Consider the following 25,875-nt stretch of genomic DNA (forward strand, 5'->3'; position numbering starts at 1 on the left):
TATTCTGAAATCTTAGATCTGAAATAAACATGAATAAAGACCTCATTATACAGGAACTTGATTTTAAGGCAGTGCGCAGCAGTGGCGCGGGCGGTCAAAATGTAAACAAAGTCGCCAGCAAAGTGGTATTAAGTTTTAACCTTGAGCAAAGCAATGCCCTTACAGATGAGGAAAAAGCCCTTGCCGAAGACAAACTTGCATCACGCCTTACCAATGATAAGGTAGTGATATTGCAATGTGATGAAGACCGCAGCCAGTTACGAAATAAGGAACTGGTTATCAAGCGTTTTTTGCAGGTTATACAAAATGCGCTTACTGTACCTAAAAAGCGTACTCCCACCAAAGTACCTAAAGCTGTTGTAAAGAAAAGGCTCGAAAACAAACGGAGACAGTCGGATATTAAACAATCGAGGAGAAAGCCGCGACAATAGAAAACATAGAGAACGGCAGAAAACAAAAACCTCTTTCTAAATTTAATAAGGCTTTAATGGAAGTGAGAAAATTTAAAGAAAAATAAAAATCAGCAACATATTGTTTTTTATATATCTTTGAGTCAGTTATATACGTCAATATGTGGAAAGACGAATTACCTAAAAATTGTCCGCCTAAAAAAGCTTTTGAGAAAGAAACTGAAGTTTATCGTATTCTATCGGAAGAAACTCCATCTGTAGAGGATTTTAGAAACTATTGTTATCTTAATCCAGAAAATGAAAGGTATAAAGAGCTTTGTAAGGCTTATGCGTTATCCTTTTTCAATAGTAAGGAGAACGCATTGAACGCTATTCAGCGTTCTTCGAATTTGCAAGGAAAATTTATTGGTGAGTACAAATTAAACAAGAGTCACGGTGTATGTGAACTAAATTCCCGAAATGGGCATTACAGCGTATGGTTTTACGATTCATGGAAGTTTGAAGATTTTTCTCCAACTCAAGTTATAAAGATTGATGGAGATAGATAATAGATATAGGATACCTGATATTACCTACAATTTTAAAGTTGTAGAAGCTCTTGATTTCTCAGGTGCACCATACCTATTGCTTGAACGCGACCTAATAGGTAATAGGTATATTAGCTACTTAATTGAGGAAGACTCAGAATATGAGCAGCGAATATATATTCAAATTTCTGAACGAAAATTTTCATTACTTGCTTCTGAAAGTTTATCTGTAAGGGAGGTTTTTGAGACATCGGAGAATCAAACCTTTATAATCACTAAGTTTTCTGTAAAAACTGGGAAACTATTAGAAAGTTATTTAATCCCAGCAGAATCTTTCGATGTAAGCTTTATACCAATTAACTATTTTGTTGCATATGACGCAGAAGAAATAATTGAAGATGAAAGTTTGATCAACTATTCAATACAGGCACAGAAACTTGTATTTGATTTTTATCTTCATGGTCAAAATCTTATTGAAAATATTAAGCCATACGCACTATATAAGGTGTTTACACCAATAGTAGAAATGATAAAAAAATTAGTGGGATTTGACAATAGAAATGCTGACAAATATATAGCATTTTCAAACTTGAGACATAGTTCATTAGGCATTACTATTGAGGTAAACTATTCTCACGATTTATTTCTTGATAAAGAAAAAAAAGCTCTTGATATACTAACTAAGTTATTAAATGCTCAAGAAAAAGAAGATTTTATATCAATTGTTTCTCAAACACAGGATAGCTCATATATAGTACATTATAAATCTATAATAAAAGCTATAATTGATAACAATGCCGATTTAACTACAGCTTATGCTAATCCAATTGAATCATATGTTCGAAAAAGTTATATAAACAAAGAGAAAGCCATTATTGCTAAAAAAGTAATTGATGAAACTTTTGATGTAATTGAGGATGTAGAAGAGATAGTTGGTAGATTCTTCGAAATTGATTTAACATCAAAAGAGCCATCGTTTAAGATTCTTCCTATTGACGAAGTAAAGCCAATATCTGGTAAATTTGAACTATCACTAATAAATTCGCTTATTGAAGATAAAGTAAACTTAGGGAAGGAAGAATATGTTTTTACAGTAAAAACATTATATCACCCTGAAACTGTAGTCAATAAGGAAGATATAAAAAGGTACATGTTAAAATATGAAAAGTATGAAGCTCCCAAATAAAGGGGCTTTTTTATTACATTAGCCTTTAAGACTAAATAATTAAGTATGGAACTTGAAACATTCATAAGCGAAACGATTAAATCTATAATTAAAGGGGTAAATAGTACACAAGAATTTGCTAACGAAAGTAATGCGGTAATTAATCCATTAGTACCTACTGATGATAAGGTGTCACAAAATTGCATTACTTATCCAAACGACCACCGTAAAAGAATAATTACTAAAATTGATTTTGATATAGATGTTGTTGTATCTAGTAATAATAGTAATGAAACTGGAGGTGGTATTAAATTACAAGTAATTAATTTTGGAGGAAAAAATTCTGCTACAGAGTCAAATCAAACTTCTTCCAATTTAAAATTTGAAATAAATATGCTACTACCTTATCAAGAAGTCTAACTCACATTTGGTGTAAAAAAGGATATAGTTACCAAAAATTATTCAGGAAACTGTGCTTTAATTTCCCGATTCTGAAATAAAACTATTACTTTTGCGCTGTCTCAAAGGGGTGCCCTAAATCACGGGCTGAGATCATACCCAAAGAACCTGGGCGGGTAATGCCGCCAAGGGAAAGGCGAAAAGGTACAGGAGTGCACGCCGGCCTTAAGCCACTGAATCATTTTATTATTAACTTTAAAAAGGAATAATTGCCCCTTTTATTCGTAAACACATAGTTACGAATGAAAACTTTATTCACTTCTGCAAACAGCAAAAAAACCGTTTTAAGGGTTGCACTTGCAATGTTTTCTGTTGGCGCTGCCGCACAAAACACACCGGAGCAGGACACCACACAGGTCTCTGACTACAAACTCGATGAGGTACTGGTGCAGGCCGTGCGCGTAAACGCACAAACACCCGTAACCTTTAGCAACGTGAGCAAAGAGGAGATTGCCCCGAGAAACCTGGGGCAGGATATCCCCCTGCTGCTTAACTATCTGCCATCTGTAGTAACCACTACCGATGCGGGCAATGGCATTGGCTACACAGGCATACGTGTACGTGGCGCCGACGCAAGCCGCGTTAACGTTACCCTTAACGGCATACCCTACAATGATGCCGAATCGCACGGTACATTTTGGGTTAATATGCCCGACTTTGCCTCATCTGTAGAGAATATACAGCTACAGCGCGGTGTGGGTACCTCTACTAACGGGGCAGGCGCTTTTGGCGCAAGCCTTAACCTGCTTACCGATGCTTACAGCAAAAACTCGAGTGGCGAGATTTCTAATAGCTTTGGTAGTTTCAACTCGCGCAAACACACTGTAAAGTTCAGCACCGGGCTCATGAACGACCGTTTTGAAATTGCGGGAAGGCTCAGCAATATTGCCTCTGACGGTTATATCGACAGGGCAGAGTCCGACCTTAAATCATACTTCCTGCAGGGAACGTATGTATATGGCTCTACACTTATAAAAGCACTTGTTTTTGGCGGAACAGAACGCACCTATCAGGCATGGAACGGGATAGATGCCGCCACGATGGCTGAAAACAGGCGTTTTAACTATTCGGGAATGTACACTGATAATGAAGGCAATGTCCGTTTTTATGACAACGAAACCGATAATTACCAGCAGGATCATTATCAACTGCACTGGAATGAAAGTTTAAATAACAACTGGAGTACCAATGTAGCGCTGCATTACACAATAGGGAAAGGCTATTATGAAAATTACCGCGATAATGACACGTATGCCGATTACGGGCTTGATGATATAACAATAAACGGCGAACTGATTACAGAAGAAGACCTTATCACCCAAAAATGGCTGGATAATGATTTTTACGGTACTACATTTTCTGCCAACTATAAAGATGAGGCGTGGGATGTAGTGTTTGGGGGTGCGTGGAATAAGTATGAAGGGGCGCATTTCGGCAACATAATCTGGGCGAGGTATTCAGGCGATTTTGAGCGTGATGACCGCTATTATGACAACAATGCCGACAAAACCGACTTTAATGTTTTTGCCAAGGCGAACTATCGCGTAAGCGAAAGCATTAGTCTCTTTGGGGATATGCAGTACCGACGTGTGCGTTACCAGGCAGACAATGTACTGGAAAGTGCCGCTACACCAGTTGCAGTAGATGACACCTTTAACTTTTATAACCCGAAGGCAGGTTTAACCTACAGGATAAATGACAACAATAACCTGTACTTCAGCTATGCGAGGGCAAACAAAGAGCCGCGCCGTGCGGATTACGAAAGCGGTAGCACAAAACCCGAAACGCTGAACGATTTTGAGCTTGGCTGGCGCTATAAGCAGGGGCGTAATGCTGTAAACGTAAACGCTTACTACATGCGCTATAAAGACCAGTTGGTTCTTACAGGCGCACTTAATGACGTAGGTGCCCCGGTATATACCAACAGCGGCGACAGTTACCGCACAGGGCTTGAGGCAGACATAACAGCTTATGCGGCAGACTTTTTAATCATTCGCCCAAACATTGCGTTGAGCATCAATAAAAATGTTGACTTTTTTATTGAAGGGGAAAATGGCCCTGAAGACCTGGGTAATACTGAAATCGCCTTTTCACCGGGCGTGATAGCAGGCAACCAGCTTATATTCCTTCCATACAAAAACTTACAGATAGCTCTGCTGAGCAAATATGTTGGTGAGCAGTATATGGACAACTATGAGTCGGGCAACGCAAAGCTGGACAGCTACTTCGTGAACGACCTCAACATAAGCTACGAGCTTAAAACAGAAAAGATATTTAAGTCAATCGTATTTAGCGGGTTGCTAAACAATATGTTTGATACAGAATATGTATCTAACGGCTATATGTGGGGCGACCCTTATTATTACCCGCAGGCAGGTATCAACTTTCTTGTAGGGGCAACATTAAAGTTTTAAGATATTTAGACATAGCAAAAAAGGGCTGTTTCAAAGGTGTCACTCTGAACGTAATGAAAAGAAGTGAAGAATCTCAACAATTATTCGAAGAGATTCTTCCTTCGTCAGAATGACAATAGGCTATAATTCTTTTGAGACAGACCTTTTTTAATTCGACACCCTTATCTTATTCTCTCCTGTAATTTCAACACGGTAAGGCTTTAGCGTATATCTCTGGCCTTCGGCTTCACCGCTAAACAGGTTATATTCGGCGCCGTCACACGGGCAGGTTGCTATAACGCCATCACGTTGCAAGCGGGAGCAGTCAGTTAAGGGCTGGTTGGGGCAGCTTGCTTCATAAGCAACAAAGCCGCCACCTGTGTTAATTATATAAACACCGTTTATGCCTATGCCCGCCTGGTTAACATAAACCACGTTACCGGTAAACAGTAGCTGGCTGTACTGGGGCAGGTTCATATCTATATCTACCGCAAAATTATAATCGGGCAGGTTTGGGTTACGGTACCTGTTATCATCATTACTGCAGCTGCATATAAAAAGCGTAACAGCAAGCACACACAGGTATTTAGCTATATTCATAAAATTTTGCATAATAATTATGAAACAAATTTAATTTAATTAACTTTGACAGGTGCTATTGCACATAGTTAAAAACAGACGAATTAAAAAAATATTATCTTTGCAGAAAGAAATCCCGTTGCGAATGGGATTTTTTCTATTTATATAAACAATGAAGTTATGAGTACAGTATCTTACTACACAGCCGAAGGATTAAAAAAACTAAGGGATGAGCTTGACCAGCTAAAAAGTATAGAAAGGCCCAAAGCATCTCAGGCAATAGCCGAGGCAAGGGATAAAGGAGACTTATCTGAAAATGCAGAATATGATGCCGCAAAGGAGGCACAGGGCCTGCTTGAGCTTAAAATTGCTAAAATGGAAGAGCTTGTAGCCAACGCACGCCTTATAGACGAATCTCAGCTGGACGTAAGCAAGGCACTTGTACTTAGCACTGTTAAAATTAAGAACCGTGCCAACGGCATGGAAATGAAATATACGCTTGTTGCCGAGAGCGAAGCTGACCTTAAAGCCGGAAAGATATCCGTAACATCACCTATTGGCAAAGGGCTTTTGGGCAAATCTGTAGGTGAGGTGGCTGAAATAAAAGTACCTAACGGCACGCTTAATTTTGAGATACTTGAAATAACCAGAGACTAACTCCTAAAACTACAGACGTATGAGCACTATATTCACTAAAATTGTAAACGGCGAAATACCGGCCTACAAAGTAGCGGAAGATGATAACTTCCTTGCATTTTTAGATGTAAATCCTAACGCAAAAGGTCATACGCTGTGCATACCCAAGCAGGAGATAAACAAAATATTTGATATGGATGAGCAACTTTATACCGGGCTTATGCAGTTTGCCTATAAAGTTGCCCATGCCATAGAAAAAACCGTGCCCTGCAAACGCGTGGGTATGGCCGTTGTGGGCCTTGAAGTACCCCATGTGCATGTGCACCTTATACCGCTTAATGATATGGACGACTTCAGGTTTGTTAATAAAGTTAAACTGGAAAAAGAAGAATTTCAGGCACTTGCAGATTCTATAAGCAAAAATCTTTAAACGATTATTAAAATCATAAAAATTTGGCACACGCTTTGTTAATGCATTTTTCAAATTAATAAAACGTTAATTAAATTTTTATGAAACACAAATTTTTAGCTTTAGGCTTAGCAGGGCTTTTTATGGCCTCATGTTCATCAGACGATGACAATTCAAATAATGTAAACATGTCTTTGCTTACCACCAAAAAGTGGTACTATGTATCGGACAGGGTAAATGGTGAAACCATACCTTATGACGACCATGAAACCTGCGGTAAAGATTATGTAGAGTTTACTACTACAGGCACTGTAAGCCATGTTGATGTATGGAATTGTAACGGCAACACACCGGAAACAGAAACAATACCCGGAACTTATAATGTAACAAGCAAAAACATTGTAATAAACATGGCAGGGTTTACACTTGGGGCGAATGTAAAAAGGCTGACATCTGAAACATTGGTACTGGAATCTCAGTATGATTATGATGAAGATGGTACTCCCGAAACCGTTACCCAGACTTATACCAGCCAGCCATAGTTTCTTTCATCAATCAAGAAAACGAAATCAAATCAGGAAAAGCGGGAATAATTTCCCGCTTTTTTAATGAATGCACCTTAGTATCAAAAATTATACCCTAAGAAAAGGCAGTATTAATTTTATCAAAAAACCGAAGGGTTGTAAAGGTGCTTTTTTGTAATTTTATACAGAAAATTTACAGTATTTATGCTCAAGCAGAATTTACAGTTAAAGTTATCGCAGAAATTATCTCCGCAGCAAATCCAGCTCATGAAGCTGATACAACTGCCTACGCAGGCCTTTGAGCAACGCCTGAAGGAAGAAATGGTAGAAAACCCGGCATTAGAATCGGGTCGGGAAGAAGAATATGACGCAGACGATTTTGGAAATGACGACTACGATGAATATGACGACTATGACAACGAAAGGATTGATGCCGACGAGATTAATATAGACGAATACCTTAGCGACGACGAGATACCCAACTACAAGCTACAGGCAAACAACTATAGCGATGATGATGAAGACAGGAGTATGCCCTTTGCGGCAAATGTGAGCTTTCACCAAAGCCTTACCGACCAGCTAAATACTTTTATACTGAGCGAAAACGAAAGGGATATTGCCGAATTTTTAGTGGGAAGTATAGACGACACAGGATATATAAGGCGCAGCATAGCCGACCTTGTGGATGATATGGCCTTTACTCAGGGCATTTATACCGATGAGCAGACTGTAGAAAACATACTGCACGTTATTCACCAGTTAGAGCCCGCAGGTGTTGGCGCTCGCGATTTACAGGAATGCCTTTTGCTCCAGCTTAAGCACAAAACGCCTACCGAAGCCATAGAGCTTGCCATAGACATTATAGAAAACCAGTTTGATGCTTTTACCAAAAAGCATTATGACAAGTTGCTGCAAAAATATGATATATCGCAGGAGCAGTTGCGAAAAGCAATTGACGAGATTGAAAGGCTGAACCCTAAGCCGGGCGGCGCTTATGACAGCAACAAAGCGGTTGAACATGTTGTGCCTGATTTTAGTATTAAGATTATTGATGGCGAGCTGGAACTGTCTTTAAACGGAAGGAATGCTCCGGAGCTCCACGTGAGCAAGGATTACCAGGAAATGCTGCAGAGCTATAAAGATTCGCGCGAAAAATCGAATGCACAGAAGGATGCGGTGCAGTTCATCAAGCAAAAGCTGGACTCTGCCAAATGGTTTATAGATGCCATAAGGCAAAGGCAGGAAACGCTTTTTGTTACCATGAATGCCATAATGCATTTTCAGGAAGAGTATTTCCTTACCGGAGACGAAACCAAGCTTAAGCCGATGATACTTAAAGATATTGCCGACCTTGTCGGGCTTGATATATCTACAGTATCCCGTGTGGCTAACAGCAAATATGTAGAAACCCCTTATGGCACCAAGCTGATTAAGGAATTCTTTTCTGAAGCCATGAAAAACGACCAAGGAGAAGATGTTTCTACCATTGAAATTAAAAAGATACTGCAAAACGTTATTGAGGACGAAGATAAAAGGAAACCACTCCCTGATGATAAGCTTGCCGAAATACTTAAAGACAAAGGCTACCCTATAGCCCGAAGGACAATTGCAAAATACCGCGAACAGCTTGATATACCCGTTGCCCGCATGCGCAAGAAAATATAGCAGATGAAAAAGCCGGCACTTATTTTTTCATACATTTTCAATCCACTGCTTATACCGGTATATGCTACGCTTTTCTACTTTTTAATAACTATCAATTACTTCCATACCCATGAGGTGTACCTTGTGTTTATACAGGTGCTTATAGTTACGGTATTGCTCCCGGTATCTATATTTTACCTGTTGCGCTCGCTGGGGCTTATTAAAACGCGGATGCTGCTCGACAAAAAAGAACGCAGGCTTCCGCTGGCCATATATGCAGTATTGCTCTTTATACTCATCAAGCACAGCCTCGCCGACTTTGTACTGCCCGAACTTTATTATTATTTCCTTGGCAGCCTTATCAGTATAACAGGCGCTTTAGCCCTGGTTTTATTCAACTACAAAATAAGCCTGCATGTGCTTGGGGTGTCATCGTTAACGGTATTTGTTATCAGTATTTCTGCCTATTACCACATACAGTTGTTATGGATAATTGCGACACTTATAACCTGCTGCGGTTTTGTGGCATCTGCCAGGCTTTTAGTAAAGGAGCATACACTAAGCGGTATTTTGCTGGGAGCACTTATTGGTATTGTGCCGCAGGTGTTATTGTGGTTTGCATGGCTGTTTCCTGTAGTTTAGGTTACAGTATATAAAACATAAGCCCGAAGTTAACAGCATTAAGGTTTACCTGCTGCCCGTTGTCCAGTTTAGCATCTTTATTAAAAAGCGGGTTGAGCCCGTAGTACACATAAAAGTTCCACGTGTTCCACCCTGTCGCTATATAAGCACCATATAAAAGCCTGTTCATATCGTCATTGCCCTTTACTTTGGTACTGCCTCCGCTTAACGGGTAAAATTGAGCCTTATCGGCAAAAAGGTAACTTGCTTTAAAGCCTGTGTACACCCTCCAGAACTTATGGCTTGAACTGTTTGAATTCCGCCAGCGGAATTCAATCGGCAGCTCTAAGCAATGCAGCACCAGCTTGTTCTTGTCAAAATCATTGCTGTTGGGTTCTTCATACAGCATTGCACCTGCTGCTTCCGTGATTTTAAGATTATGCTTTATATTGCTGTAAGCGTAGCCCAAACCAACTGCAATGGCATAGGTTCGCGTTTCGTTAACGGGAATATCCCTTAAAAAGCCGAAAGAGATACCTGTAGAAAAAGAATTTTGCGAATAATCACCGGGCTTGTTCTGCATCAGTATATACGAAACAGATGCATAAAATTGGTCTTCACGGTATTTTGGGTCAGAAAAAGTTGTAATACTGTCTGTATCCGTTACAGGCATTTCTTCCTCAGTCTGTGCAACACATGCCAGGCCTGTAAGCAATAAAATAAAGGTATGTAGCAGTCGCATGGAGCCGTATTGAATTATTTACAAATATGCGAAAGTTTTGCTTATACTTCAGCTATCTTTTTGGCTGTTGTTGCCCAACAGGTAACCAAACGGTTTTAAAGGCTCTACATGGCCGAAAATCACGTTGGCTATAGCAAGTACAGGAACTGATAAAATCATGCCTATAACACCCCACAGGAGGCTTCCTGCAACAACGGCTATAATAGTCATTAAAGGGTCGAGGTTTACTTTCTCTCCTACTACATACGGTTGTAAGATGTAGCTTTCCACAAACTGCCCAACCGTAAATGTTACAATAATGCCTATAAGTGCACCGGTATCGCCATTAGTAACATAGCCCAACCCGATAGCCAGTACAAAACCAATAATATTACCAATGTACGGAATTATGGTAAGCAGCGCGGCAAGTATGCTTATTACTATAAAATTGCTTACGCCCGAAACACCCATACCTATTGCATAAAGCACCGTGAGGAAAATCATGAGCAGGAATTTACCGAAAAGATAACCCTGGGTTATAGAAGCGGTTTCGCCTAAAACCTGAGAGACCTCCTGCTTTTTTTCATCAGGGAACAGCTTTATGAAAAATTTGCGGAATTTACTGCGGTAGTTCAGTAAAAAGAAAATATAGATGAAGGTGAGCAGGTAATCGCCCATGAAAGAATAGAAACTGTTTATAAAGCCAAGCGCACGCTTGCCAACACTTTTTGCCGAAATAGAATCCTGCAGCTTAAGATCCTGCTTGTCTATAGGAGTATTGGAATATACTTTTTGCTCTAACTGTTCTACATGGGGCATCATGCGCTCTTTAACCTTGTCCCAGTCATTCAGGAACTGCGATATCTGTAGCGAGACAATAAAAGCAAAGCCAATACTTAGCAACAGCAGGAATATAGTACTTGTTAACGAAGCATATACACGCTTAAAGCCCCACTTTTCGAGCTTTGCTGATACCGGCACCATAAGCAGCGAAAGTATAACAGCAGTAACAAATGGCGCAAGGAAGGGCTTACCATCAGCAAGGCATAGAAACAGGAAATATATCCCTATTAAAAAAGCTGCGCCCCCGTAAAGAATCTTGCTTCCGAGTTTCATAGTGTAAGGTTTTAGTTAAAGGTATTTATCCTGTAACAAAACCAAAAGTTTTTTAGGAAACTTTAATATTCGCTGGCATTGGGGTGATGGCAGTATGTCCAGTATTTAAGTATGATAGAAATAAGTTCTTTCATGTCTTTGTAATCATCACCTTTCTGAAAAAAACCCTGTATCGTCATTTTAATGTAAGCCTCATTAACAGCCTTTTGGTTTACGGTGGTAGAATAAAAAACAAAAGGTATGCTCTTTTTGCGAAGGTAATCATCAGAGTCTATCCTGCATTTAAACTCGAGCCCGCTTTCATAAGGCATGTTGATATCACTGAAGATTATAAAAACAGGATCTTTAGTCGATTTAAGATAATCATACGCTTTAAGTGTAGTATCAAACCAAACCACAGGATTTTCATATCCCAGCTCTTTTACAATATCTTCAAAAACTTCTTTATCATCTGCATCATCCTCCACTAACACTATGGGGCTTGTTTTATTCATAACGGTATCTTTTTGCGTTTGTAAATAAAAATACTAATTATAAAGCAGACAGCAAGATATAAGCCCTTAAACTTTACCATTTAATTTTTACGGTACTATTACCTGTTACCGCAAATGATATACTTTTCTGCTTTGCCCCATCACTTTCTATTCCCCGCAAGGCAACCCCGTTTTTGCCAGAAAGCATGGTTACACTAAAATCAGGAAGTTTGGCATCCTCGCGCGCAATAAGAATTAAGCAGCACTCAAGCCTCGGGTCTCCGTTAAGGGTTATTGTAGCCGATTTTTTATATGATGTTATCTTTCTTACCGGATAATCGGTATATACCATAAAATTTTCATTTTTAATTTTATGGTATTGCCGCGGCAACACCCCAAATGCTATGCCTGCGCCATATACCTCCTGTCCCACCTGCCCCGATTTGTTCCAGCCATCCTGAAGGTCTTCCAGTGCTATCCACAGATTGGGGTCTATCTCTCCCGTTTTTACCTCTCCCGACAACACCTCCTGCGGCAGCATTGGCGGGTAATAAAAAGGCATGCGGTTAATCAGAAATTTAATCATTTCAGCCACCAGCAGCCTTACCGATGGCATTATATCTATACCCTCAGCTTCTTTAAGATAATTATGCAGTCCCGCAAATACCTCCTGCTCTTCATAAGCCGCGGTATATGGTGCGTCGTTAAGCGGATAAACAGAAAAGAAAGTAGGATAATGTGCCGCATACCCGTAGCCGCAATCCCACAGCTGTACATTTTTAAGTATCGCGGCTATACAGGCATAACTCAGGTTAAGAAAGGTTTCATCTTTTGTTTCTTTATACAGCCGCAGCATTGCCCCTGCAGAAAAAGCAGTATTATTTGCCTGGTAAAATATAGAAAAGCCGAGCCCCTTCAGTTTTTTAGCTGCCCGTACGGCTTCGTTCAAGTAATACCTGTCACCGGTTAGCTGCCATATCTGTATCATAAGGTGTGCATAAGCACCGGGAACATCCTTTTCACCACCTTCGCCTTCTTTTGTTTCTGCCTTAATAACTTCAAGGGTTGACATTTTATAAAACACAGGCCACTCATAATTAAAATGCTTTGCCACTTTTATTGCATAGCCAACAGATTCTAAAACTAATTTTTTTGCCTGCTCATCACCATTAAGGGCAAGCCGTGAGAGGTTCATCAGCGGGTGGTGCAGGTACCAGGAATCCATCAGTTCCGGCTTTTTTTGTTCTTCAGCACCATCCAGCTTGTCTTGCCATTTGGGGTGCCAGCGTACAATTGTATTTAATTGCTCATCATAAAATGCAGGAAGCCCGTCTTTAAGTGTGTTAATTAAATAGCTGTGGTCTTCACCGCTCCAAAGGTCATAATCAATTAGCGGCATCAACACCGCAAGCTGAACCATAATTTCAGGAGGGTTATCATAATCGCTTACATACGCATTAAGATATGAGCGCCCGCCTACAAACTTCCAGCAGCCTTTATGATTGATAAGCCCTTCAAGCCCTTTATGTACAATTTCAGGCCACGGGTAGTATTTTGTTTGTGGCCTGGGTAGTTTAAGGTATATGGCTGCAAGGTAATCTATAAACTGCTGCGTTATCTCAAAATCATCACCCGGAATATTTTCTGAAAGGATTATGGATGCATCACTTATTTTAAATTTTTCCCCACCGGGTAAGGGCTTGTCTGTACTATGCGGGAGCCTGAAGCCTGTTTCGGGCCACTGCCCTCCTACCAGCTCTGCCGCAGATGTTTCGGTAGCATTGCAATAATCGTTCAACGATGTAAGGTTCTGAAAATAAAAAACCGACCCCGTAGCAGGTTTCTGCATACTCATAAAGAGAAGGCCTGAACAAGTACCCACCTGATGGACATGGATTTCGCCCGACGTATTTTGAAGGCTGCCGCTTTTTGTTACAGGCATAATGTCGCGGGGGGAATGCGGTATATGAACATCAAAAGCAGGGGTATAAACCGTTTCATACTTCAGGTACAGATAATCATCCTCTATAATAGATATTTTTGATGTATATGTACCTGTGGCATCTTTTACATTAACTATACTATTTTTTTCATCATCTTCTGATATACTCAACAGTTCCATAGGCCCGGCAGGAGTATATACAGGCCTGAATGCCATACCCGATCCTTTGGGCCACAACACTTTTACCAAAAGCCCGTTTTGTGTAGCACAAAGCATAAATGTATAACCACGCAGTTCTTTTTCGAACAGGGGGTTACAGGTTTCCAAATCCCTTTGCGCTGCCGCCGTTGATGCAGAAATTGGCTTCATAACAAACGAATTTAAATTTTTACTACTAAATAAGCTGAAGGTGCGGCCTTACTTTAAGCTCTACCACATCACAACGTTTTGGCTGCGAAATGCAGTACAGCACAGCCATGGCAATATCATCTGCCTTTAGCATCTTTCCTGATGCAACTTCTTCACGTTTCTTTTCGGTGTCCTGCTGTTGCATGTCGGTATCTACAGCGCCGGGCTCAATAAGGCTTATTTTAATGCCGTCGGGGTTTACCTGCTTGCGCAACGCTTCTGAGAAACCCTGTATGCCTGACTTTGTAGCCACATAAACCGCACTTTTTTCTTCCCTCACATCTGCACTCATAGAGCCAATATTCACAATATGCCCCCCACCGTTATCTTTCATGATTTTAATGGCCTCACCCGCACAGGCAAGATAACCCAGCAAATTGGTTTTTACGGCATACTCCCAGTCTTTATAACCGCCATCCGTCACACTGCCGAAGCCTATCGCGGCATTATTTATCAGTACATCAAGCCCCCCCAATTCTTCCTTAACAGTATCAAATATTTTTTTGATATCCTCTTCTTTAGCGGTATCTGCTGTAAAGCCGATAACAGTAACGCCAGCCTGTTCTTCAATATCGCGAAGCGCATCATTAAGCTCCTGCTCATGCCTGCCAAACACGGCTACTGTTGCGCCAAGCTTTGCCAGCAAAACGGCTGTTGCCCTGCCAATACCTGTTGTTCCTCCGGAAATTAAAACCTTTTTACCCTGCACTTGTTGCGGCAGGTATTCCTGTATATTCTCCATAATCCTATATATAAAATTTAACAATTCTAAAGCCTTTAGTGTATTTTAAAGGTAGCAAGGCGGCTTGTAATGAGTGTTATATTTAATATAGATTTATGCTTTAAGGCAAATTATTATTAATAAGGCTTTTATCAGTGTCGCCACTTTCGTTGTTCATTACTGTAACACGGGTGCGCGGCAGGCTTTCAGGATAGTTTCTTTGCAGGTAATCTATCAGCTTTTCCCGTATATGAACCCGCAAATCCCATGCTGTGCCCGAATCTTTTGCACTCATTAATGCCCGTATTTCCATTACATCAGCCTTTGCATCTGTAACCTGCATGACATTTACCTTACCATCCCAAAGTGGTGTGTCATTCAGCAGCCTTGTAAGCTCTCCCCTAAGCTCATCTACCGGCACATGAAAGTCAGTGTAAATAAATACCGTGCCCAGAATTTCAGATGTCGTGCGTGTCCAGTTCTGGAAGGGCTTATCTATAAAATATGTGGTGGGTACTACAAGCCTTCGCTTATCCCAAATGCTTATTACTACATAAGTAAGTGTTATTTCTTCAATCCTGCCCCACTCGCCTTCTACAATTACAACATCGTCCAGCCGGATGGGCTGTGTTATGGCTATCTGAATTCCTGCCAGCAGGGTACCCAGTGCTTTTTGTGCCGAAAAACCTATAATTATACCCGCTATACCTGCCGAAGCCAGCACGCTTGCCCCTATCGACTGTATGCTTTCAAAACTCATAAGCGCTGCACCTATCGCCAGAACAGTTATCACGAAAACGGCAACCCTTTCCAGGATATTAAACTGTGTGTAAACGCGGCGTGCTGCAAGGTTATCAGCGGCTGTTATATCATATTTCCTGATAAGCCCGCTCTTAACCACCCTTACCATTATGATGAGGAACCACGTAATACTCAGGATGAGCAGCAGGATACCAATGTGCCCTACTATGCCGGAATAGGAATCATCAAAAATATCTGCCGCAACACCTATGCGGATTACCAGAGATATAATAAAGAGTATGAGGGGGACTTTAATGCGGTGTGCAAAGTTTACAGGGAGTATATTACGCGGATTTTTACCTACTTTTTTTAATATAAAAAAGATAACTGTAAATGCCACCACAAGCCCTGCAACGCTAAAAATAATATATTTTATAAGGTCTGAATCCAGGTTTGCTAAATCCATAAATAAGTTGCTTTTATTGATTTGGCATATAAAATTAGTTAACCCTGTTTTTAAAGAAAACCTATTAAAGAATACCTTAACAAAAAAGAAGGGTGTTCTACAAATGCTAACGGATTGCATACAAAGACTTAATCTTTAGTTAACTATGATTTTTGTCATAACAGGCAACCGTAAATGTTAGTATATTTGTGTATAACCACAAAATAAAAGACCATGTTAATACAGATCAACACTGATAAGAACATTGAAGGGCACGAAAGAATGGAAAGCTACTTTAGCGGTATTTTGCAGAATGCGCTAAAAAAGTATGAAGACAAAATAACTAGGCTTGAAGTACACCTGGGCGATGAAAACAGCAACAAAGGCGGAGACGGCGATAAACGCTGTATGATTGAGGCACGTGTAGCAGGATTAAAACCTGTTGGAGTTGTGCACCATGCCGACACAATAGAAAAAGCAGTATCGGGCGCGACGGACAGGATTAAACATGCACTTGAGCATACTTTCGGGAAACTTAATGCACATTAAAAATACGACAAACTAAATACAAGGGGCTGCCTCAAAAATGCTTTTACCAGCATTTTGTCATTCCGACGACAGGAGGAATCTTAACTAAATCAACTATTTAAGATTCTTCACTTCGCTACCGCTTCGTTCAGAATGACACTTTTGAGACAACCTCTTTTTTATAACGCTCCAAGTATCTTGTCCATAACCCAGGCAGTATGTGCAGCGGTTACACCCGTAGAAGGATGCACAGCATTACCCAGCAGGTGCTCCTTTATATTACGGACATGATATAATTGTATATTCTCCGGATTCTCTATAAATACTTCTGTAACCCCGCTTTCATTTTCAAGCACAAGCGGCACTTCGTTAAATACAGAAAATTTTATTACACCCTTACTACCCATAATTTCAGCTTCATCCCTGCGGGTATGGCACCCAAAATTAAATGAAGCCGAGCCAGTTGTACCATTTTCATGTATCCAGCATGCAGTTATGGCATCTTTAGCGGTATATAGTCCCTGCTGGTTAGTTGCTATGCCTTTCGCATCTGTGACATCGCCAAGCAGGTGTATGAAAAGGTCTAAGCCATGGCTTGCCAGATCATCAAAATAACCTGCTGTAGCAATATTGCTGTCGGTACGCCAGTTATATTCGCCTGATACATCTACAGCCGAAGGCGTGCGGGTTAACAGCCAGCTAATGTGCCTTATCTCTCCAATAGCACCGCTGCTTATCCATTCGGCAATTTTTGCAAAACGAGGCAGCGAGCGGCGGTAATAAGCCACAAAAAGCGGCAACCCCTTATCCTGAAATGCATTACAGATTGTAACACAATCTTTATAGCGTGGCGCCATGGGCTTTTCTATACAGCAGGGTTTGCCTGCCTTAGCCACCATCAGCGCATAATATTTATGTGTATCGGGCGGTGTTGCAATATACACGGCATCTACGGCCGGATCATTTATTAGCGCTTCCGCATCGGTATAAAAAGTAGGGACATTATGCCTTTTGGCATAGTCGGCAGCCTTTCCGGCATCGCGCCGCATTACCGCCTGAAGCGCAAAGCTATCCGTTTTATAATATGCCGGACCGCTTTTACGCTCGGTAACACTGCCGCAGCCAATAATACCCCGCCTTATTATCTTATCCATAACGTTTTGTAGTTAGTCAGGATATAAAAATATAAAATTGAACTGTGCATAATGCAAAACCCTGCGTTTTACGCAGGGTTTAAATAGAAGTATAGTTAGAGTTAGTTATTAAAAAGCTGTACTTAATGCAAGGGTAAAGCCTGTACTTTCGGGTACGAAGCGGCATACACCGCCCACACACACCAAGCCGCCGCGCTGCCTGCCATAATTAACAGCTACCCTTGTGGCACCGTGGCGGTAAGCGCCACCCACATTATAATAATGCGTTTGCTTGTTGCTGTCGTCATTACCATAATTATAAATGTCCCACACATAAACAGAGTAGGTGTCATTCAGGTTAACCTCCACCGTGCCGCCTGCCCAGTTTTTCATATCAGCATCAGCCCACATATGCTCGGCTTCAAAGCGAATGGATTTTGTAGTGTCAAAGTTATATATTACCTCGCCTGTTGCAATATTGGCATTAACCTCTTCTCCGCCTTCAAGCCAAAGCTTGTTATAATACTGGTTAATGTAGTAAAAATTGGTTATGAGTGTTTCCGTAAACCTTTTCTTAATTTCTATGTTGTAGTCAGAAAAGTATTTTTTACCCGCACCAAAAAGGTTGGTATCATAATTTGCAGGTGTAAACCTGTACTGGCCCGGCAGGTTATACCAGCTTGCCGCATTTACGGCTACTTTGGTTCCGTATTTGCCGCCAAGTGGCGTTTCTTTTGGTATTTCGTAGAAAATATCTATCTGTCCGCCGGTCTCCCCTGCTTTCATTATAGACGGGTCTATAAAATCTACTTTAGCCTGCGCCTGAAATACATATATATTGGCAAGGTTAGAGTGGTGCTGTTTGGTAAGTGCCGGGGTATAGTTAAGCACTTTGTCATTAAAGTTAAGGCTTGATGATGTGGCATCAACAAAAGACGGTTCCCTTTCGGTAAGTATTTTCAGGTTCTCTATCCTTCTTACTGTGGCATCAATACCAAGTCCGTCACCCGTATAGCCAAAGTTCAACTGAATTGCATTTCCGGGCTTTACAAAGTTATTGTTTATCCGGTTTTGCACATCAAGCACGGCATCTTCCTGCATGTAGTTATACTCTCCCGAAAAATAAAAGGAATTATGAATAAAGCTTAACCTTCCGGCAAACGCATTGGTAAGTTCATTAAAGTTCGGGTCAGGTATATCTACCCTCTCATAACGCCCAACATAAGATGCGCCCACAGAAAGGTCGGACATTTCAAATTTAAACAGGCTGCTCAGGTTAAATTCCGAATCAAAACCATAAACACGCCCGTCTGACACTTCGAAGCCCGTACGCTGCTGGCCGAATAATGCCGTTAAACGCACATTTTCTGAAGGGCGGTATTGTACCCTGCCGCCCCTTAAAGCGGTATTGATACCCAAAGCCCTGTCTTCCCAGGCACGTAGCAATAAGCCACTACCAAACTGCTCGTAAAAGTAACCTGCAGTAAGATCTATCTTGCCTGTTTTATAATTAAGGTAATATGTGCCCAGTCCGGCACCTGTAAATCCGGGATTATAATTGAGCAATGCATCACTCTCGTAGGCTTCAAGCTGAAATCCCGCTGTAAAGCGGCTGTACTGATAGTTTACAAGAAAGTAATTGTTAGAGCGTATCGGGTTAACAGGTTGCTCAATATTCCTGCCTTTATCATTAAGGTACCACTGCACATTCGACTCGAACCCGCCATATACCCTTACCTCCTGCCGCTCTTTTGGCTGCTCTTCGGTAGTTTCTGTTTCTGTATCCTGGGCATAGAGCGAACAGGCTGCAAAAGGCAGCAAAAAGAAAAGTAATTTATTCTTCATCAGATTACAGCTCCTTCAGTTTGTTATAAAGTTCTTTTTCAGCACCCTGGCTGTAACCGTTGTGCACATATACCACCTTTTTGTTCTTAACTACTATAGTATATGGTACATTTACTATAGAGAGCGCCCTTTTAAGGTCCTGGTTGGTATCTAACAATATAGTATAAGGCCAGTTTTTACCATTAAGCAAAGGTTTAACCCTTTTCTGGGTACGGGCATCATCTACAGATACTGCCACAACCTCCATATTAAGTTCTTTGCTCCAGGCTGCATATTGCTCTTTAATGGCATCAAGTTCGTTGATACACGGGGCGCACCACGTAGCCCAAAAGGAGAATACATACAGTTTATCTTTTTCGCTGAAATCGTTTTTTACGTTGTGGGTTTTGTTGTTTACCGACTTAAGTGTAACGCTTGGCATTTCTTTTTGGGCATAGGCCGAAAATCCCATAATCAGCAACAGCAGTAATAGCTTTTTCATTATAAAATAGTTATGTTTTTAAAAACAGTGTTGTTTGCAGGGCAATATTAAAAATTTTTTCACAGTAATACACGGTAAAGAATAAATAAAATATGTTTCTGCATGTTAAAGCAATAGTGATTGCCATTAATTCAGAAATTTTTGGATATTATTTTTGGTTGTTTACTTTTTTTCTATATTTTCGAATGAAATTTTCCATCCGACAGCTAAAAGTTATCAATATAACAATTAGTTATACAAATGTTAAACTTTCTACTAACTAACAACTTTGAATATATTTTATGAAAAAAACTCTACTACTTGGATTTATGGCATTGGCAGGTTTTACTGCACATGCCCAATTGCCGGCCGGAAGCACAGCCCCGGATTTTACGGCAACAGACATTAATGGCAATGTACACCACCTTCAGGAGTACCTTGACCAGGGAAAAACTGTAATTATTGACATTTCGGCAACCTGGTGCGGCCCTTGCTGGAACTACCATGCGAGCCATGCACTTAAGAATTTTTATAATAATTACGGGCCAAATGGCAGTGATGAAATTGTAGTACTTTTTATTGAGGGTGACGGCGCTACAACCCTTGCCGACCTGCAGGGAACAGGTGGTAACACACAGGGTGACTGGACAACAGACCCTTATCCGATTATAGACAGCGCGCAGATTGCGAGCCTTTACCAGATTACTTACTTTCCGACTGTTTACAGGATTTGCCCTAGCGGTATTGTAACAGAAATAGGTGCACAAAACGCTGTTAACCTAAGGAATAGTGTTCAAAATGGTTGCAGCCAGGCACTTACAGGTTCACAAAATAATGTAGAAATAGAAAATGTAGCATTAGATATTTGTGATGCTTCTTCTCCTGTAGGTTTTAATATTGATTTTACTAACTATGGTACTAACCCTGTTACCAGTGGCGAAATTGTATTAAAAGAAAACGGCAACACAATAGCTACATCAGCTATTACCGGCAATGTAAGCACTTATGGCTCAGGAACGGTTTCATTTGATAATATCACTATAAATGAAAGTTCTGAATACACCCTGGAATTATCGCAGGTAAACGGCGGAACTCCTTTTGACGGCCCACTTAGCGAGCCAAAAGTTGCTGATATAAACATTCCGCAAACTGCAGACAACAACAGCCTTGTGGTTTTAGTACATACAGACAACTATCCTGGTGAAATGTCATGGAGAATTAAAGACAGTAATGGCGGTGTTGTAGCAAATGGCGGCCCATACCAGGCAGGTCCGGGAGCGGCAGGTGCAGGCGGACCTGATGCCAACACTACAAAAACACACTATGTTGCAATACCTGACGGTGTAGCAGATTGTTTTTCTGTAGAACTTCTTGACAGCTATGGCGACGGGTGGAGTTTAGGCAACACAGCACATGGTATTGAAGTGTACTCCGTGGGTATGCCGGAACCAGTATTTGATTACTCTGCAGGAAATTTTGGTAACAGCATGACTTTAAATGCAGCATTCAAAACTGCTGGAATACTGTCAGCAGGAGATAACCTTACAACAACTACATTTGCGGTTTATCCTAACCCTTCTAACGGGGTGTTTAACTTTAACACATCAGAAACTGTTTCTGTAACTGTTACCGATCTTACAGGAAAAGTAGTATATACTGCTGCACAGGTAAACAACGGCGGAAGTATTGACCTTGGCCAGCTACAAACAGGTATGTATATTGCACAGGTTAAAGGACAAACCTTTGAGAAAACTGAAAAGCTTGTTATAAAATAATTTATAGTATTTTTACAACTCTTACTAAAGAAGCTATCGGGAGCAAAATCTCCCGGTAGCCTTTTTTGCATTAACACTTATTGCTGATTAAAAACTTTTACAATGAAAAAACTATTACTTTTTACTGCATTATTTATTTACGGAATAGTACAGGCTCAAGACATTACGGTGAACGTTACCGGCGGAGGCACAATTGAGGATAACGAGACATTTACCTTTAACACGCTTGATGCAAGTTCTAAGCTTACATTTACAGTAACCAACAACACAAACGAAACTATTCGTCTAAGGACAAGGGTAAATGAAATGAGTGGTACAGATGGAAGCGAAGTCCAGCTTTGCTTTGGCGTTTGCCTTTATACCTTATATGAGGGATTAACAGTACCAAGCTTTTTAATTGAAATACCTGCTAACTCTACTACAGAATCTACTGACGATCATATCTGGAACTATAACCCGGGTGATGGCACAACACCAATTGTTTATACTATTTCTTTTGTAGAATATGACGCAGAAGGCAATGAGCAGGGGAACCTTATTACATTTACTTATCGCTACCAGCCTACTGCATCTGCCGAAGATTTTGCAGCACTTGAAAAAGCAGGCATAGCTTTAGAAAGTACAGTAATTGGTAATGCTTTAAAAGTTTCAGCACAGCAAAATGCTTCTGTTACATTTTATGCTACTAATGGACAGGTTATTAAAAAAGCAGCATTAACAACAGGCGAGCAATTGATAGATATGTCGGGCATTGCTACAGGCGTTTATATTGCGAGGTTTACAACTGCAGACAATAAAACGGCACAGCTAAGAGTTGTTAAGCAGTAACAACACACCTCTTTAAGAGGCTAATACCAAAAAAATGAAAAGGAAATTATTTGCGTTTATTGCCATATTTTCTATACTGCTGACAGCATGTACAGAAGACTACCAGATACTGGATTCGGTTGATGGCCTTGTGCTTACAGCCGACCGTTCTGCACGCACTGTGGGTGACCCAATTACCTTTACCGTGAAAGACAATGAGGGGAATGACCTTACTGCCGAAGCGGTAATTTATGTGCAGGGAAACCCTATTGAAGGCGCTGTTTTTACTACAGAAGCAGTAGGGAATTATGAAGTGGTTGCAAAATATTCAGGGCTTGATACAGAACCTATTACTGTACGCTTTCATGACGGTTCTGAAACCAACTTTACCAAGCGCCTGCTGATTGAAGACTATACAGGTACTTGGTGTGGCTATTGCCCAAGGGTAGCTTATGGTATAGAGCTTGTAATGAACCAGACAGAAAATGTGGTTCCGGTAGCAATACACCGTGCAAGCCTTAACCCTAACCACCCAACTTATGACCCTTATACTTATGACTCTACAGAACTGGAGAACATGATAAACATACCTGGATACCCTAAAGGCCTGCTTAACCGCATGACACAATGGAATTACCCTGAGCCTAACAATATTAACCAGGCTATTGCCTTAACGCAGGGCGAAAACCCAAAACTGGGTGTTGCCATGACATCATCAGTTAGCGGTAACACTATAAACCTTGATGTTAATGTAAAATTCGGTAAAAACTTTGACGGCTTAAAGTTGGTAGTATATGTCCTTGAAAACGGGCTTATTCACAAACAGCACAATTATACCACTTACTATAACGGAGAAGATGTTATTCAGAACTTTGAACACAACCATGTGCTTAGGGGATGCTTAACAAGCCTGCTTGGCGATGCCGTAAGCAGCGCCGAAACCAGAACCGGTGAAACCTACACCAGAAGCTTTACCGCCCAGATACCTGCAACGGTAGAAAATGCTGCTAATCTTGAGTTTGTAGCGTTTATGGTAGATGCACAGGGGCACGCACTAAACGTGAGGAGAAACCATCCGGGAGAAACCCAGGAATTTGAAGAGTTTTAGATTTGTTCTGTTTCTATATGATAAGGGCTGCCGTTACCGGCAGCCCTTATTTGTTACCTTAGTTTCGGGAAGCTGGCCTGCATTATTGTACCCTTGCCCACTTCGCTGTGCAGCACCTTAATCCTGCCCTTATGATATTCTTCCACTATACGTCGGGTTAAAGAAAGCCCTAAGCCCCATCCTCGCTTCTTGGTAGTAAAGCCGGGTTCAAAAACCTTTTTGTACTGGCTCTTTGCAATACCCTTACCCGAATCGCAAACCTTAAGCTTTACATACTTTTCACGCTCCTCCAGTATTATTTCGAGCCTGCCTTTGCCTTTCATGGCATCTATGGCATTCTTTACAAGATTTTCCACCGTCCAGCTATGCAGTTCAGGGTTAAGCATAACCTTTACAGGAGTGGCCGGGGCATGAAAAATAAATTCAACCTGCTTTGATGCACGCGCCTTCAGGTAGGCGAAAGACCTTTCTGTTTCCGCTATAATATCAAGCTCCTGCAATTCCGGCTCAGACCCTACTTTAGAGAAACGTTCTGCTATGGTTTGCAGCCTCAAAACATCCTTCTCAACTTCTGTCACGGTAGTTTCGTCAACATTGTCGGCTCTCATAATCTCTATCCACCCGAGTAATGATGATAGCGGCGTACCAATCTGGTGAGCGGTTTCTTTAGCCATACCTGCCCATAACCTGTTTTGTGCACTAATCTTATTGGCTTTAAAGAATATATACACCACTACACCAAACAAAAGTATAATAAGAACCAGTGCCACCGGATAATATTTCAACACATTCAGCAAAGTAGAATTACCAAAATATACATACTGAAACTCTCCTGGAAGATATTCAATCGTAAGCCTGTTGTTCTGCGACTTAAACTCTTCTAATAATTTATATGCCTTTATACTGTCTTTTATTTTACCACCTTCAAGAATGCTTTCATCAATATTTCTTGACTCACGGATAATTCCTTCGGCATCGGTAAGAATAAGCGGTATAGTATTGTTTTTAGTGGTAATGTCGCTTACTGTTTCAAGGGCTTTATCGTCAGTAGGGCTGCTTATGGCTTCAGTTGCATCCGCCCATAATTCCATCTTCATGCGTTCCTCTTCTTTGAAAGCCTGGAAAAGATAGTAGGTATTCCATACGATAAGAACCACAATAAGAAACGAAACTACTATAATGAACCAACGGGTAAAATCCCTGTTATCCGAAATTTGCATATTTATATTTAATTGAGCATTAAAGATACTAAAAGTTGGTAAAGCTTTAATAGGTGTAAGATGTGTAAACGGAAAACGGCAACTTCAGGCAGTTAGTATTAATTGTTAACACACAGGGTTAAATTTGCTATCGGCATTTATAACTACACATATAAAAAGTATCTTTGTAAAAACAACCGCAAAATGTTAAGTATAGACCCAAAAGAAATACCTACCGCCAAACTGCAGGGTTACCTTCAGGGGGCAGTAGGCCCAAGGCCGATAGCTTTTGCCAGTACATTAGATAAAAATAATGTGCCCAATCTTTCGCCCTTCAGTTTTTTTAATGTATTTAGTGCCAATCCGCCTGTGTTGGTTTTTTCGCCTGCACGCCGGGTTAGGGATACTACTGTAAAGCACACCCTTATAAATGCAGAGCTTAACAGGGAGGTTGTTATAAATGTGGTTAACTATGCTATAGTACAACAGGCATCGCTGTCGAGTACTGAGTATGATGAGGGCGTAAATGAATTTGAGAAAGCGGGGCTTACCATGCTGCCAAGCGATATTGTGAAGCCTTTCAGGGTAAAAGAATCTCCTGTACAGTTTGAGTGTAAGGTTAATGACATAATTGCGCTTGGAACAGGCGGAGGCGCGGGCAACCTGATAATATGTGAAGTGGTTAAAATTCATGTTGATGAAAACGTGCTTGATGAAAACGGCGCGGTTGACCAGACTAAGATTGACCTTGTAGCGCGTATGGGCGGCAACTGGTACAGCAGGGCCAACCAGGGGCTGTTTGAAGTTGAAAAGCCATTAACAACACTTGGTATTGGGGTAGATAATGTGCCTGCCTTTGTAAAAGAATGCGGCTTTTTTGACGGCAACGATTTAGGGAAGCTCGGCAATGTAGAAGCTGTACCTTCGGAAGAAGAACTAACCGGGTTTGTTAAGGAAGACTTTGAGATTAAAGGCATACTTAGCAGTGATGATGAAGACAAACGATATAAAAAGGCCAAGCAGTGCCTCGACAATAATGAAGTTTTAAAAGCATGGAAAGTGCTTTTGGCCAAGAAAGATTTTTAA

General features: G+C 40.9%; 26 protein-coding genes. 15 read left to right on the forward strand and 11 right to left on the reverse strand.

The features are described from left to right. Positions 1 to 29: 29 nt before the first annotated feature. The 5 genes from arfB to KJK34_RS11865 all read left to right on the forward strand — a co-directional run bounded on the left by arfB (position 30) and on the right by KJK34_RS11865 (position 4,975). The gene (gene arfB / locus KJK34_RS11845; RefSeq protein WP_223054101.1) at positions 30 to 431 is read left to right on the forward strand and encodes an alternative ribosome rescue aminoacyl-tRNA hydrolase ArfB; all 402 of its coding nucleotides are present in this window, start codon (positions 30 to 32) and stop codon (positions 429 to 431) included. A 140-nt stretch (positions 432 to 571) separates the two neighbouring features. Further along, positions 572 to 958: a hypothetical protein gene (locus KJK34_RS11850; RefSeq protein ID WP_223054102.1), complete on the forward strand. Its 387-nt coding sequence runs from the start codon at positions 572 to 574 to the stop codon at positions 956 to 958. After that, complete coding sequence (locus tag KJK34_RS11855) at positions 945 to 2,123, forward strand: hypothetical protein (RefSeq protein WP_223054103.1); 1,179 nt, start codon at positions 945 to 947, stop codon at positions 2,121 to 2,123. The genes KJK34_RS11850 and KJK34_RS11855 overlap by 14 nt, the downstream gene beginning before the upstream one ends. 45 nt (positions 2,124 to 2,168) lie before the next feature. Beyond that, positions 2,169 to 2,522 carry a hypothetical protein gene (locus tag KJK34_RS11860; protein ID WP_223054104.1) on the forward strand — a complete coding sequence of 118 codons (354 nt, stop codon included), beginning with the start codon at positions 2,169 to 2,171 and terminating at the stop codon, positions 2,520 to 2,522. Between the two features lie 281 nt (positions 2,523 to 2,803). Continuing rightward, the gene (locus KJK34_RS11865; RefSeq protein WP_223054105.1) at positions 2,804 to 4,975 is read left to right on the forward strand and encodes a TonB-dependent receptor; all 2,172 of its coding nucleotides are present in this window, start codon (positions 2,804 to 2,806) and stop codon (positions 4,973 to 4,975) included. A 147-nt stretch (positions 4,976 to 5,122) separates the two neighbouring features. Here the strand turns inward: KJK34_RS11865 and KJK34_RS11870 are convergent, their stop codons facing one another. Beyond that, positions 5,123 to 5,554: a Rieske (2Fe-2S) protein gene (locus KJK34_RS11870; protein ID WP_223054106.1), complete on the reverse strand. Its 432-nt coding sequence runs from the start codon at positions 5,552 to 5,554 to the stop codon at positions 5,123 to 5,125. Between the two features lie 159 nt (positions 5,555 to 5,713). Here KJK34_RS11870 and greA point away from each other — a divergent pair, with 159 nt between their 5' ends. The 5 genes from greA to KJK34_RS11895 all read left to right on the forward strand — a co-directional run bounded on the left by greA (position 5,714) and on the right by KJK34_RS11895 (position 9,388). Continuing rightward, on the forward strand, positions 5,714 to 6,190 hold the full coding sequence (greA, locus tag KJK34_RS11875; RefSeq protein ID WP_223054107.1) for a transcription elongation factor GreA: 477 nt from the start codon (positions 5,714 to 5,716) through the stop codon (positions 6,188 to 6,190). A 19-nt stretch (positions 6,191 to 6,209) separates the two neighbouring features. Further along, a complete protein-coding gene (locus KJK34_RS11880) occupies positions 6,210 to 6,599 on the forward strand; it encodes an HIT family protein (protein WP_223054108.1) in 390 nt (129 codons plus the stop codon). A gap of 80 nt (positions 6,600 to 6,679) precedes the next feature. Next, a complete protein-coding gene (locus tag KJK34_RS11885; protein ID WP_223054109.1) occupies positions 6,680 to 7,120 on the forward strand; it encodes a lipocalin family protein in 441 nt (146 codons plus the stop codon). A 186-nt stretch (positions 7,121 to 7,306) separates the two neighbouring features. Then, positions 7,307 to 8,767, forward strand: a complete 1,461-nt coding sequence (gene rpoN, locus KJK34_RS11890) for an RNA polymerase factor sigma-54 (protein ID WP_223054110.1) — start codon at positions 7,307 to 7,309, stop codon at positions 8,765 to 8,767. 3 nt (positions 8,768 to 8,770) lie between these two features. Then, positions 8,771 to 9,388 carry a hypothetical protein gene (locus KJK34_RS11895; protein ID WP_223054111.1) on the forward strand — a complete coding sequence of 206 codons (618 nt, stop codon included), beginning with the start codon at positions 8,771 to 8,773 and terminating at the stop codon, positions 9,386 to 9,388. Position 9,389: 1 nt separating this feature from the next. Here KJK34_RS11895 and KJK34_RS11900 read toward each other — a convergent pair whose 3' ends face one another. The 6 genes from KJK34_RS11900 to KJK34_RS11925 form a co-directional block, all read right to left on the reverse strand. Next, positions 9,390 to 10,109: a porin family protein gene (locus KJK34_RS11900; RefSeq protein WP_223054112.1), complete on the reverse strand. Its 720-nt coding sequence runs from the start codon at positions 10,107 to 10,109 to the stop codon at positions 9,390 to 9,392. A 48-nt stretch (positions 10,110 to 10,157) separates the two neighbouring features. Beyond that, positions 10,158 to 11,204 carry an AI-2E family transporter gene (locus KJK34_RS11905; protein WP_223054113.1) on the reverse strand — a complete coding sequence of 349 codons (1,047 nt, stop codon included), beginning with the start codon at positions 11,202 to 11,204 and terminating at the stop codon, positions 10,158 to 10,160. Between the two features lie 62 nt (positions 11,205 to 11,266). Continuing rightward, positions 11,267 to 11,698, reverse strand: coding sequence for a response regulator (locus KJK34_RS11910; RefSeq protein WP_223054114.1), 432 nt, complete (start codon positions 11,696 to 11,698; stop codon positions 11,267 to 11,269). A gap of 73 nt (positions 11,699 to 11,771) precedes the next feature. Further along, positions 11,772 to 13,988 carry a hypothetical protein gene (locus KJK34_RS11915; protein ID WP_223054115.1) on the reverse strand — a complete coding sequence of 739 codons (2,217 nt, stop codon included), beginning with the start codon at positions 13,986 to 13,988 and terminating at the stop codon, positions 11,772 to 11,774. A gap of 25 nt (positions 13,989 to 14,013) precedes the next feature. After that, entirely contained in the window at positions 14,014 to 14,769 is a 756-nt protein-coding gene (locus tag KJK34_RS11920) for an SDR family oxidoreductase (RefSeq protein ID WP_223054116.1), read from the reverse strand. Between the two features lie 100 nt (positions 14,770 to 14,869). Continuing rightward, positions 14,870 to 15,955, reverse strand: a complete 1,086-nt coding sequence (locus KJK34_RS11925; RefSeq protein WP_223054117.1) for a mechanosensitive ion channel family protein — start codon at positions 15,953 to 15,955, stop codon at positions 14,870 to 14,872. Positions 15,956 to 16,168: 213 nt separating this feature from the next. Between KJK34_RS11925 and KJK34_RS11930 the strand changes: the two genes are divergently transcribed. Then, positions 16,169 to 16,483, forward strand: a complete 315-nt coding sequence (locus KJK34_RS11930; protein WP_223054118.1) for an HPF/RaiA family ribosome-associated protein — start codon at positions 16,169 to 16,171, stop codon at positions 16,481 to 16,483. Positions 16,484 to 16,641: 158 nt separating this feature from the next. Here KJK34_RS11930 and KJK34_RS11935 read toward each other — a convergent pair whose 3' ends face one another. The 3 genes from KJK34_RS11935 to KJK34_RS11945 all read right to left on the reverse strand — a co-directional run bounded on the left by KJK34_RS11935 (position 16,642) and on the right by KJK34_RS11945 (position 19,921). After that, positions 16,642 to 17,616, reverse strand: coding sequence for a Gfo/Idh/MocA family protein (locus tag KJK34_RS11935; protein ID WP_223054119.1), 975 nt, complete (start codon positions 17,614 to 17,616; stop codon positions 16,642 to 16,644). 108 nt (positions 17,617 to 17,724) lie between these two features. Then, entirely contained in the window at positions 17,725 to 19,440 is a 1,716-nt protein-coding gene (locus KJK34_RS11940; protein WP_223054120.1) for a DUF6029 family protein, read from the reverse strand. Between the two features lie 4 nt (positions 19,441 to 19,444). Continuing rightward, positions 19,445 to 19,921 carry a TlpA family protein disulfide reductase gene (locus KJK34_RS11945; protein WP_223054121.1) on the reverse strand — a complete coding sequence of 159 codons (477 nt, stop codon included), beginning with the start codon at positions 19,919 to 19,921 and terminating at the stop codon, positions 19,445 to 19,447. Positions 19,922 to 20,202: 281 nt separating this feature from the next. Here KJK34_RS11945 and KJK34_RS11950 point away from each other — a divergent pair, with 281 nt between their 5' ends. The 3 genes from KJK34_RS11950 to KJK34_RS11960 all read left to right on the forward strand — a co-directional run bounded on the left by KJK34_RS11950 (position 20,203) and on the right by KJK34_RS11960 (position 23,590). Continuing rightward, positions 20,203 to 21,675 carry a T9SS type A sorting domain-containing protein gene (locus KJK34_RS11950; RefSeq protein ID WP_223054122.1) on the forward strand — a complete coding sequence of 491 codons (1,473 nt, stop codon included), beginning with the start codon at positions 20,203 to 20,205 and terminating at the stop codon, positions 21,673 to 21,675. A 102-nt stretch (positions 21,676 to 21,777) separates the two neighbouring features. After that, a complete protein-coding gene (locus KJK34_RS11955; protein WP_223054123.1) occupies positions 21,778 to 22,503 on the forward strand; it encodes a T9SS type A sorting domain-containing protein in 726 nt (241 codons plus the stop codon). Between the two features lie 34 nt (positions 22,504 to 22,537). Beyond that, positions 22,538 to 23,590 (forward strand): Omp28-related outer membrane protein, encoded by a 1,053-nt coding sequence (locus KJK34_RS11960; RefSeq protein ID WP_223054124.1) that lies wholly within the window; start codon positions 22,538 to 22,540, stop codon positions 23,588 to 23,590. Between the two features lie 53 nt (positions 23,591 to 23,643). Here the strand turns inward: KJK34_RS11960 and KJK34_RS11965 are convergent, their stop codons facing one another. Further along, positions 23,644 to 24,810 carry a sensor histidine kinase gene (locus KJK34_RS11965; RefSeq protein WP_223054125.1) on the reverse strand — a complete coding sequence of 389 codons (1,167 nt, stop codon included), beginning with the start codon at positions 24,808 to 24,810 and terminating at the stop codon, positions 23,644 to 23,646. Positions 24,811 to 24,993: 183 nt separating this feature from the next. Between KJK34_RS11965 and KJK34_RS11970 the strand changes: the two genes are divergently transcribed. Then, complete coding sequence (locus KJK34_RS11970; RefSeq protein ID WP_223054126.1) at positions 24,994 to 25,875, forward strand: flavin reductase family protein; 882 nt, start codon at positions 24,994 to 24,996, stop codon at positions 25,873 to 25,875.

Origin of the sequence: Flavobacterium coralii (genome assembly GCF_019891545.1) — a bacterium.
Lineage (GTDB): Bacteria > Bacteroidota > Bacteroidia > Flavobacteriales > Flavobacteriaceae > Flavobacterium > Flavobacterium coralii.

Excerpts from the sequence above, each read along its gene's own strand:
- arfB (WP_223054101.1), top strand. The coding sequence starts at position 30 with ATGAATAAAGACCTCATTATACAGGAACTTGATTTTAAGGCAGTGCGC.
- KJK34_RS11850 (WP_223054102.1), top strand. The coding sequence starts at position 572 with ATGTGGAAAGACGAATTACCTAAAAATTGTCCGCCTAAAAAAGCTTTT.
- KJK34_RS11855 (WP_223054103.1), top strand. The coding sequence starts at position 945 with ATGGAGATAGATAATAGATATAGGATACCTGATATTACCTACAATTTT.
- KJK34_RS11860 (WP_223054104.1), top strand. The coding sequence starts at position 2,169 with ATGGAACTTGAAACATTCATAAGCGAAACGATTAAATCTATAATTAAA.
- KJK34_RS11865 (WP_223054105.1), top strand. The coding sequence starts at position 2,804 with ATGAAAACTTTATTCACTTCTGCAAACAGCAAAAAAACCGTTTTAAGG.
- KJK34_RS11870 (WP_223054106.1), bottom strand. The coding sequence starts at position 5,554 with ATGAATATAGCTAAATACCTGTGTGTGCTTGCTGTTACGCTTTTTATA.
- greA (WP_223054107.1), top strand. The coding sequence starts at position 5,714 with ATGAGTACAGTATCTTACTACACAGCCGAAGGATTAAAAAAACTAAGG.
- KJK34_RS11880 (WP_223054108.1), top strand. The coding sequence starts at position 6,210 with ATGAGCACTATATTCACTAAAATTGTAAACGGCGAAATACCGGCCTAC.
- KJK34_RS11885 (WP_223054109.1), top strand. The coding sequence starts at position 6,680 with ATGAAACACAAATTTTTAGCTTTAGGCTTAGCAGGGCTTTTTATGGCC.
- rpoN (WP_223054110.1), top strand. The coding sequence starts at position 7,307 with ATGCTCAAGCAGAATTTACAGTTAAAGTTATCGCAGAAATTATCTCCG.
- KJK34_RS11895 (WP_223054111.1), top strand. The coding sequence starts at position 8,771 with ATGAAAAAGCCGGCACTTATTTTTTCATACATTTTCAATCCACTGCTT.
- KJK34_RS11900 (WP_223054112.1), bottom strand. The coding sequence starts at position 10,109 with ATGCGACTGCTACATACCTTTATTTTATTGCTTACAGGCCTGGCATGT.
- KJK34_RS11905 (WP_223054113.1), bottom strand. The coding sequence starts at position 11,204 with ATGAAACTCGGAAGCAAGATTCTTTACGGGGGCGCAGCTTTTTTAATA.
- KJK34_RS11910 (WP_223054114.1), bottom strand. The coding sequence starts at position 11,698 with ATGAATAAAACAAGCCCCATAGTGTTAGTGGAGGATGATGCAGATGAT.
- KJK34_RS11915 (WP_223054115.1), bottom strand. The coding sequence starts at position 13,988 with ATGAAGCCAATTTCTGCATCAACGGCGGCAGCGCAAAGGGATTTGGAA.
- KJK34_RS11920 (WP_223054116.1), bottom strand. The coding sequence starts at position 14,769 with ATGGAGAATATACAGGAATACCTGCCGCAACAAGTGCAGGGTAAAAAG.
- KJK34_RS11925 (WP_223054117.1), bottom strand. The coding sequence starts at position 15,955 with ATGGATTTAGCAAACCTGGATTCAGACCTTATAAAATATATTATTTTT.
- KJK34_RS11930 (WP_223054118.1), top strand. The coding sequence starts at position 16,169 with ATGTTAATACAGATCAACACTGATAAGAACATTGAAGGGCACGAAAGA.
- KJK34_RS11935 (WP_223054119.1), bottom strand. The coding sequence starts at position 17,616 with ATGGATAAGATAATAAGGCGGGGTATTATTGGCTGCGGCAGTGTTACC.
- KJK34_RS11940 (WP_223054120.1), bottom strand. The coding sequence starts at position 19,440 with ATGAAGAATAAATTACTTTTCTTTTTGCTGCCTTTTGCAGCCTGTTCG.
- KJK34_RS11945 (WP_223054121.1), bottom strand. The coding sequence starts at position 19,921 with ATGAAAAAGCTATTACTGCTGTTGCTGATTATGGGATTTTCGGCCTAT.
- KJK34_RS11950 (WP_223054122.1), top strand. The coding sequence starts at position 20,203 with ATGAAAAAAACTCTACTACTTGGATTTATGGCATTGGCAGGTTTTACT.
- KJK34_RS11955 (WP_223054123.1), top strand. The coding sequence starts at position 21,778 with ATGAAAAAACTATTACTTTTTACTGCATTATTTATTTACGGAATAGTA.
- KJK34_RS11960 (WP_223054124.1), top strand. The coding sequence starts at position 22,538 with ATGAAAAGGAAATTATTTGCGTTTATTGCCATATTTTCTATACTGCTG.
- KJK34_RS11965 (WP_223054125.1), bottom strand. The coding sequence starts at position 24,810 with ATGCAAATTTCGGATAACAGGGATTTTACCCGTTGGTTCATTATAGTA.
- KJK34_RS11970 (WP_223054126.1), top strand. The coding sequence starts at position 24,994 with ATGTTAAGTATAGACCCAAAAGAAATACCTACCGCCAAACTGCAGGGT.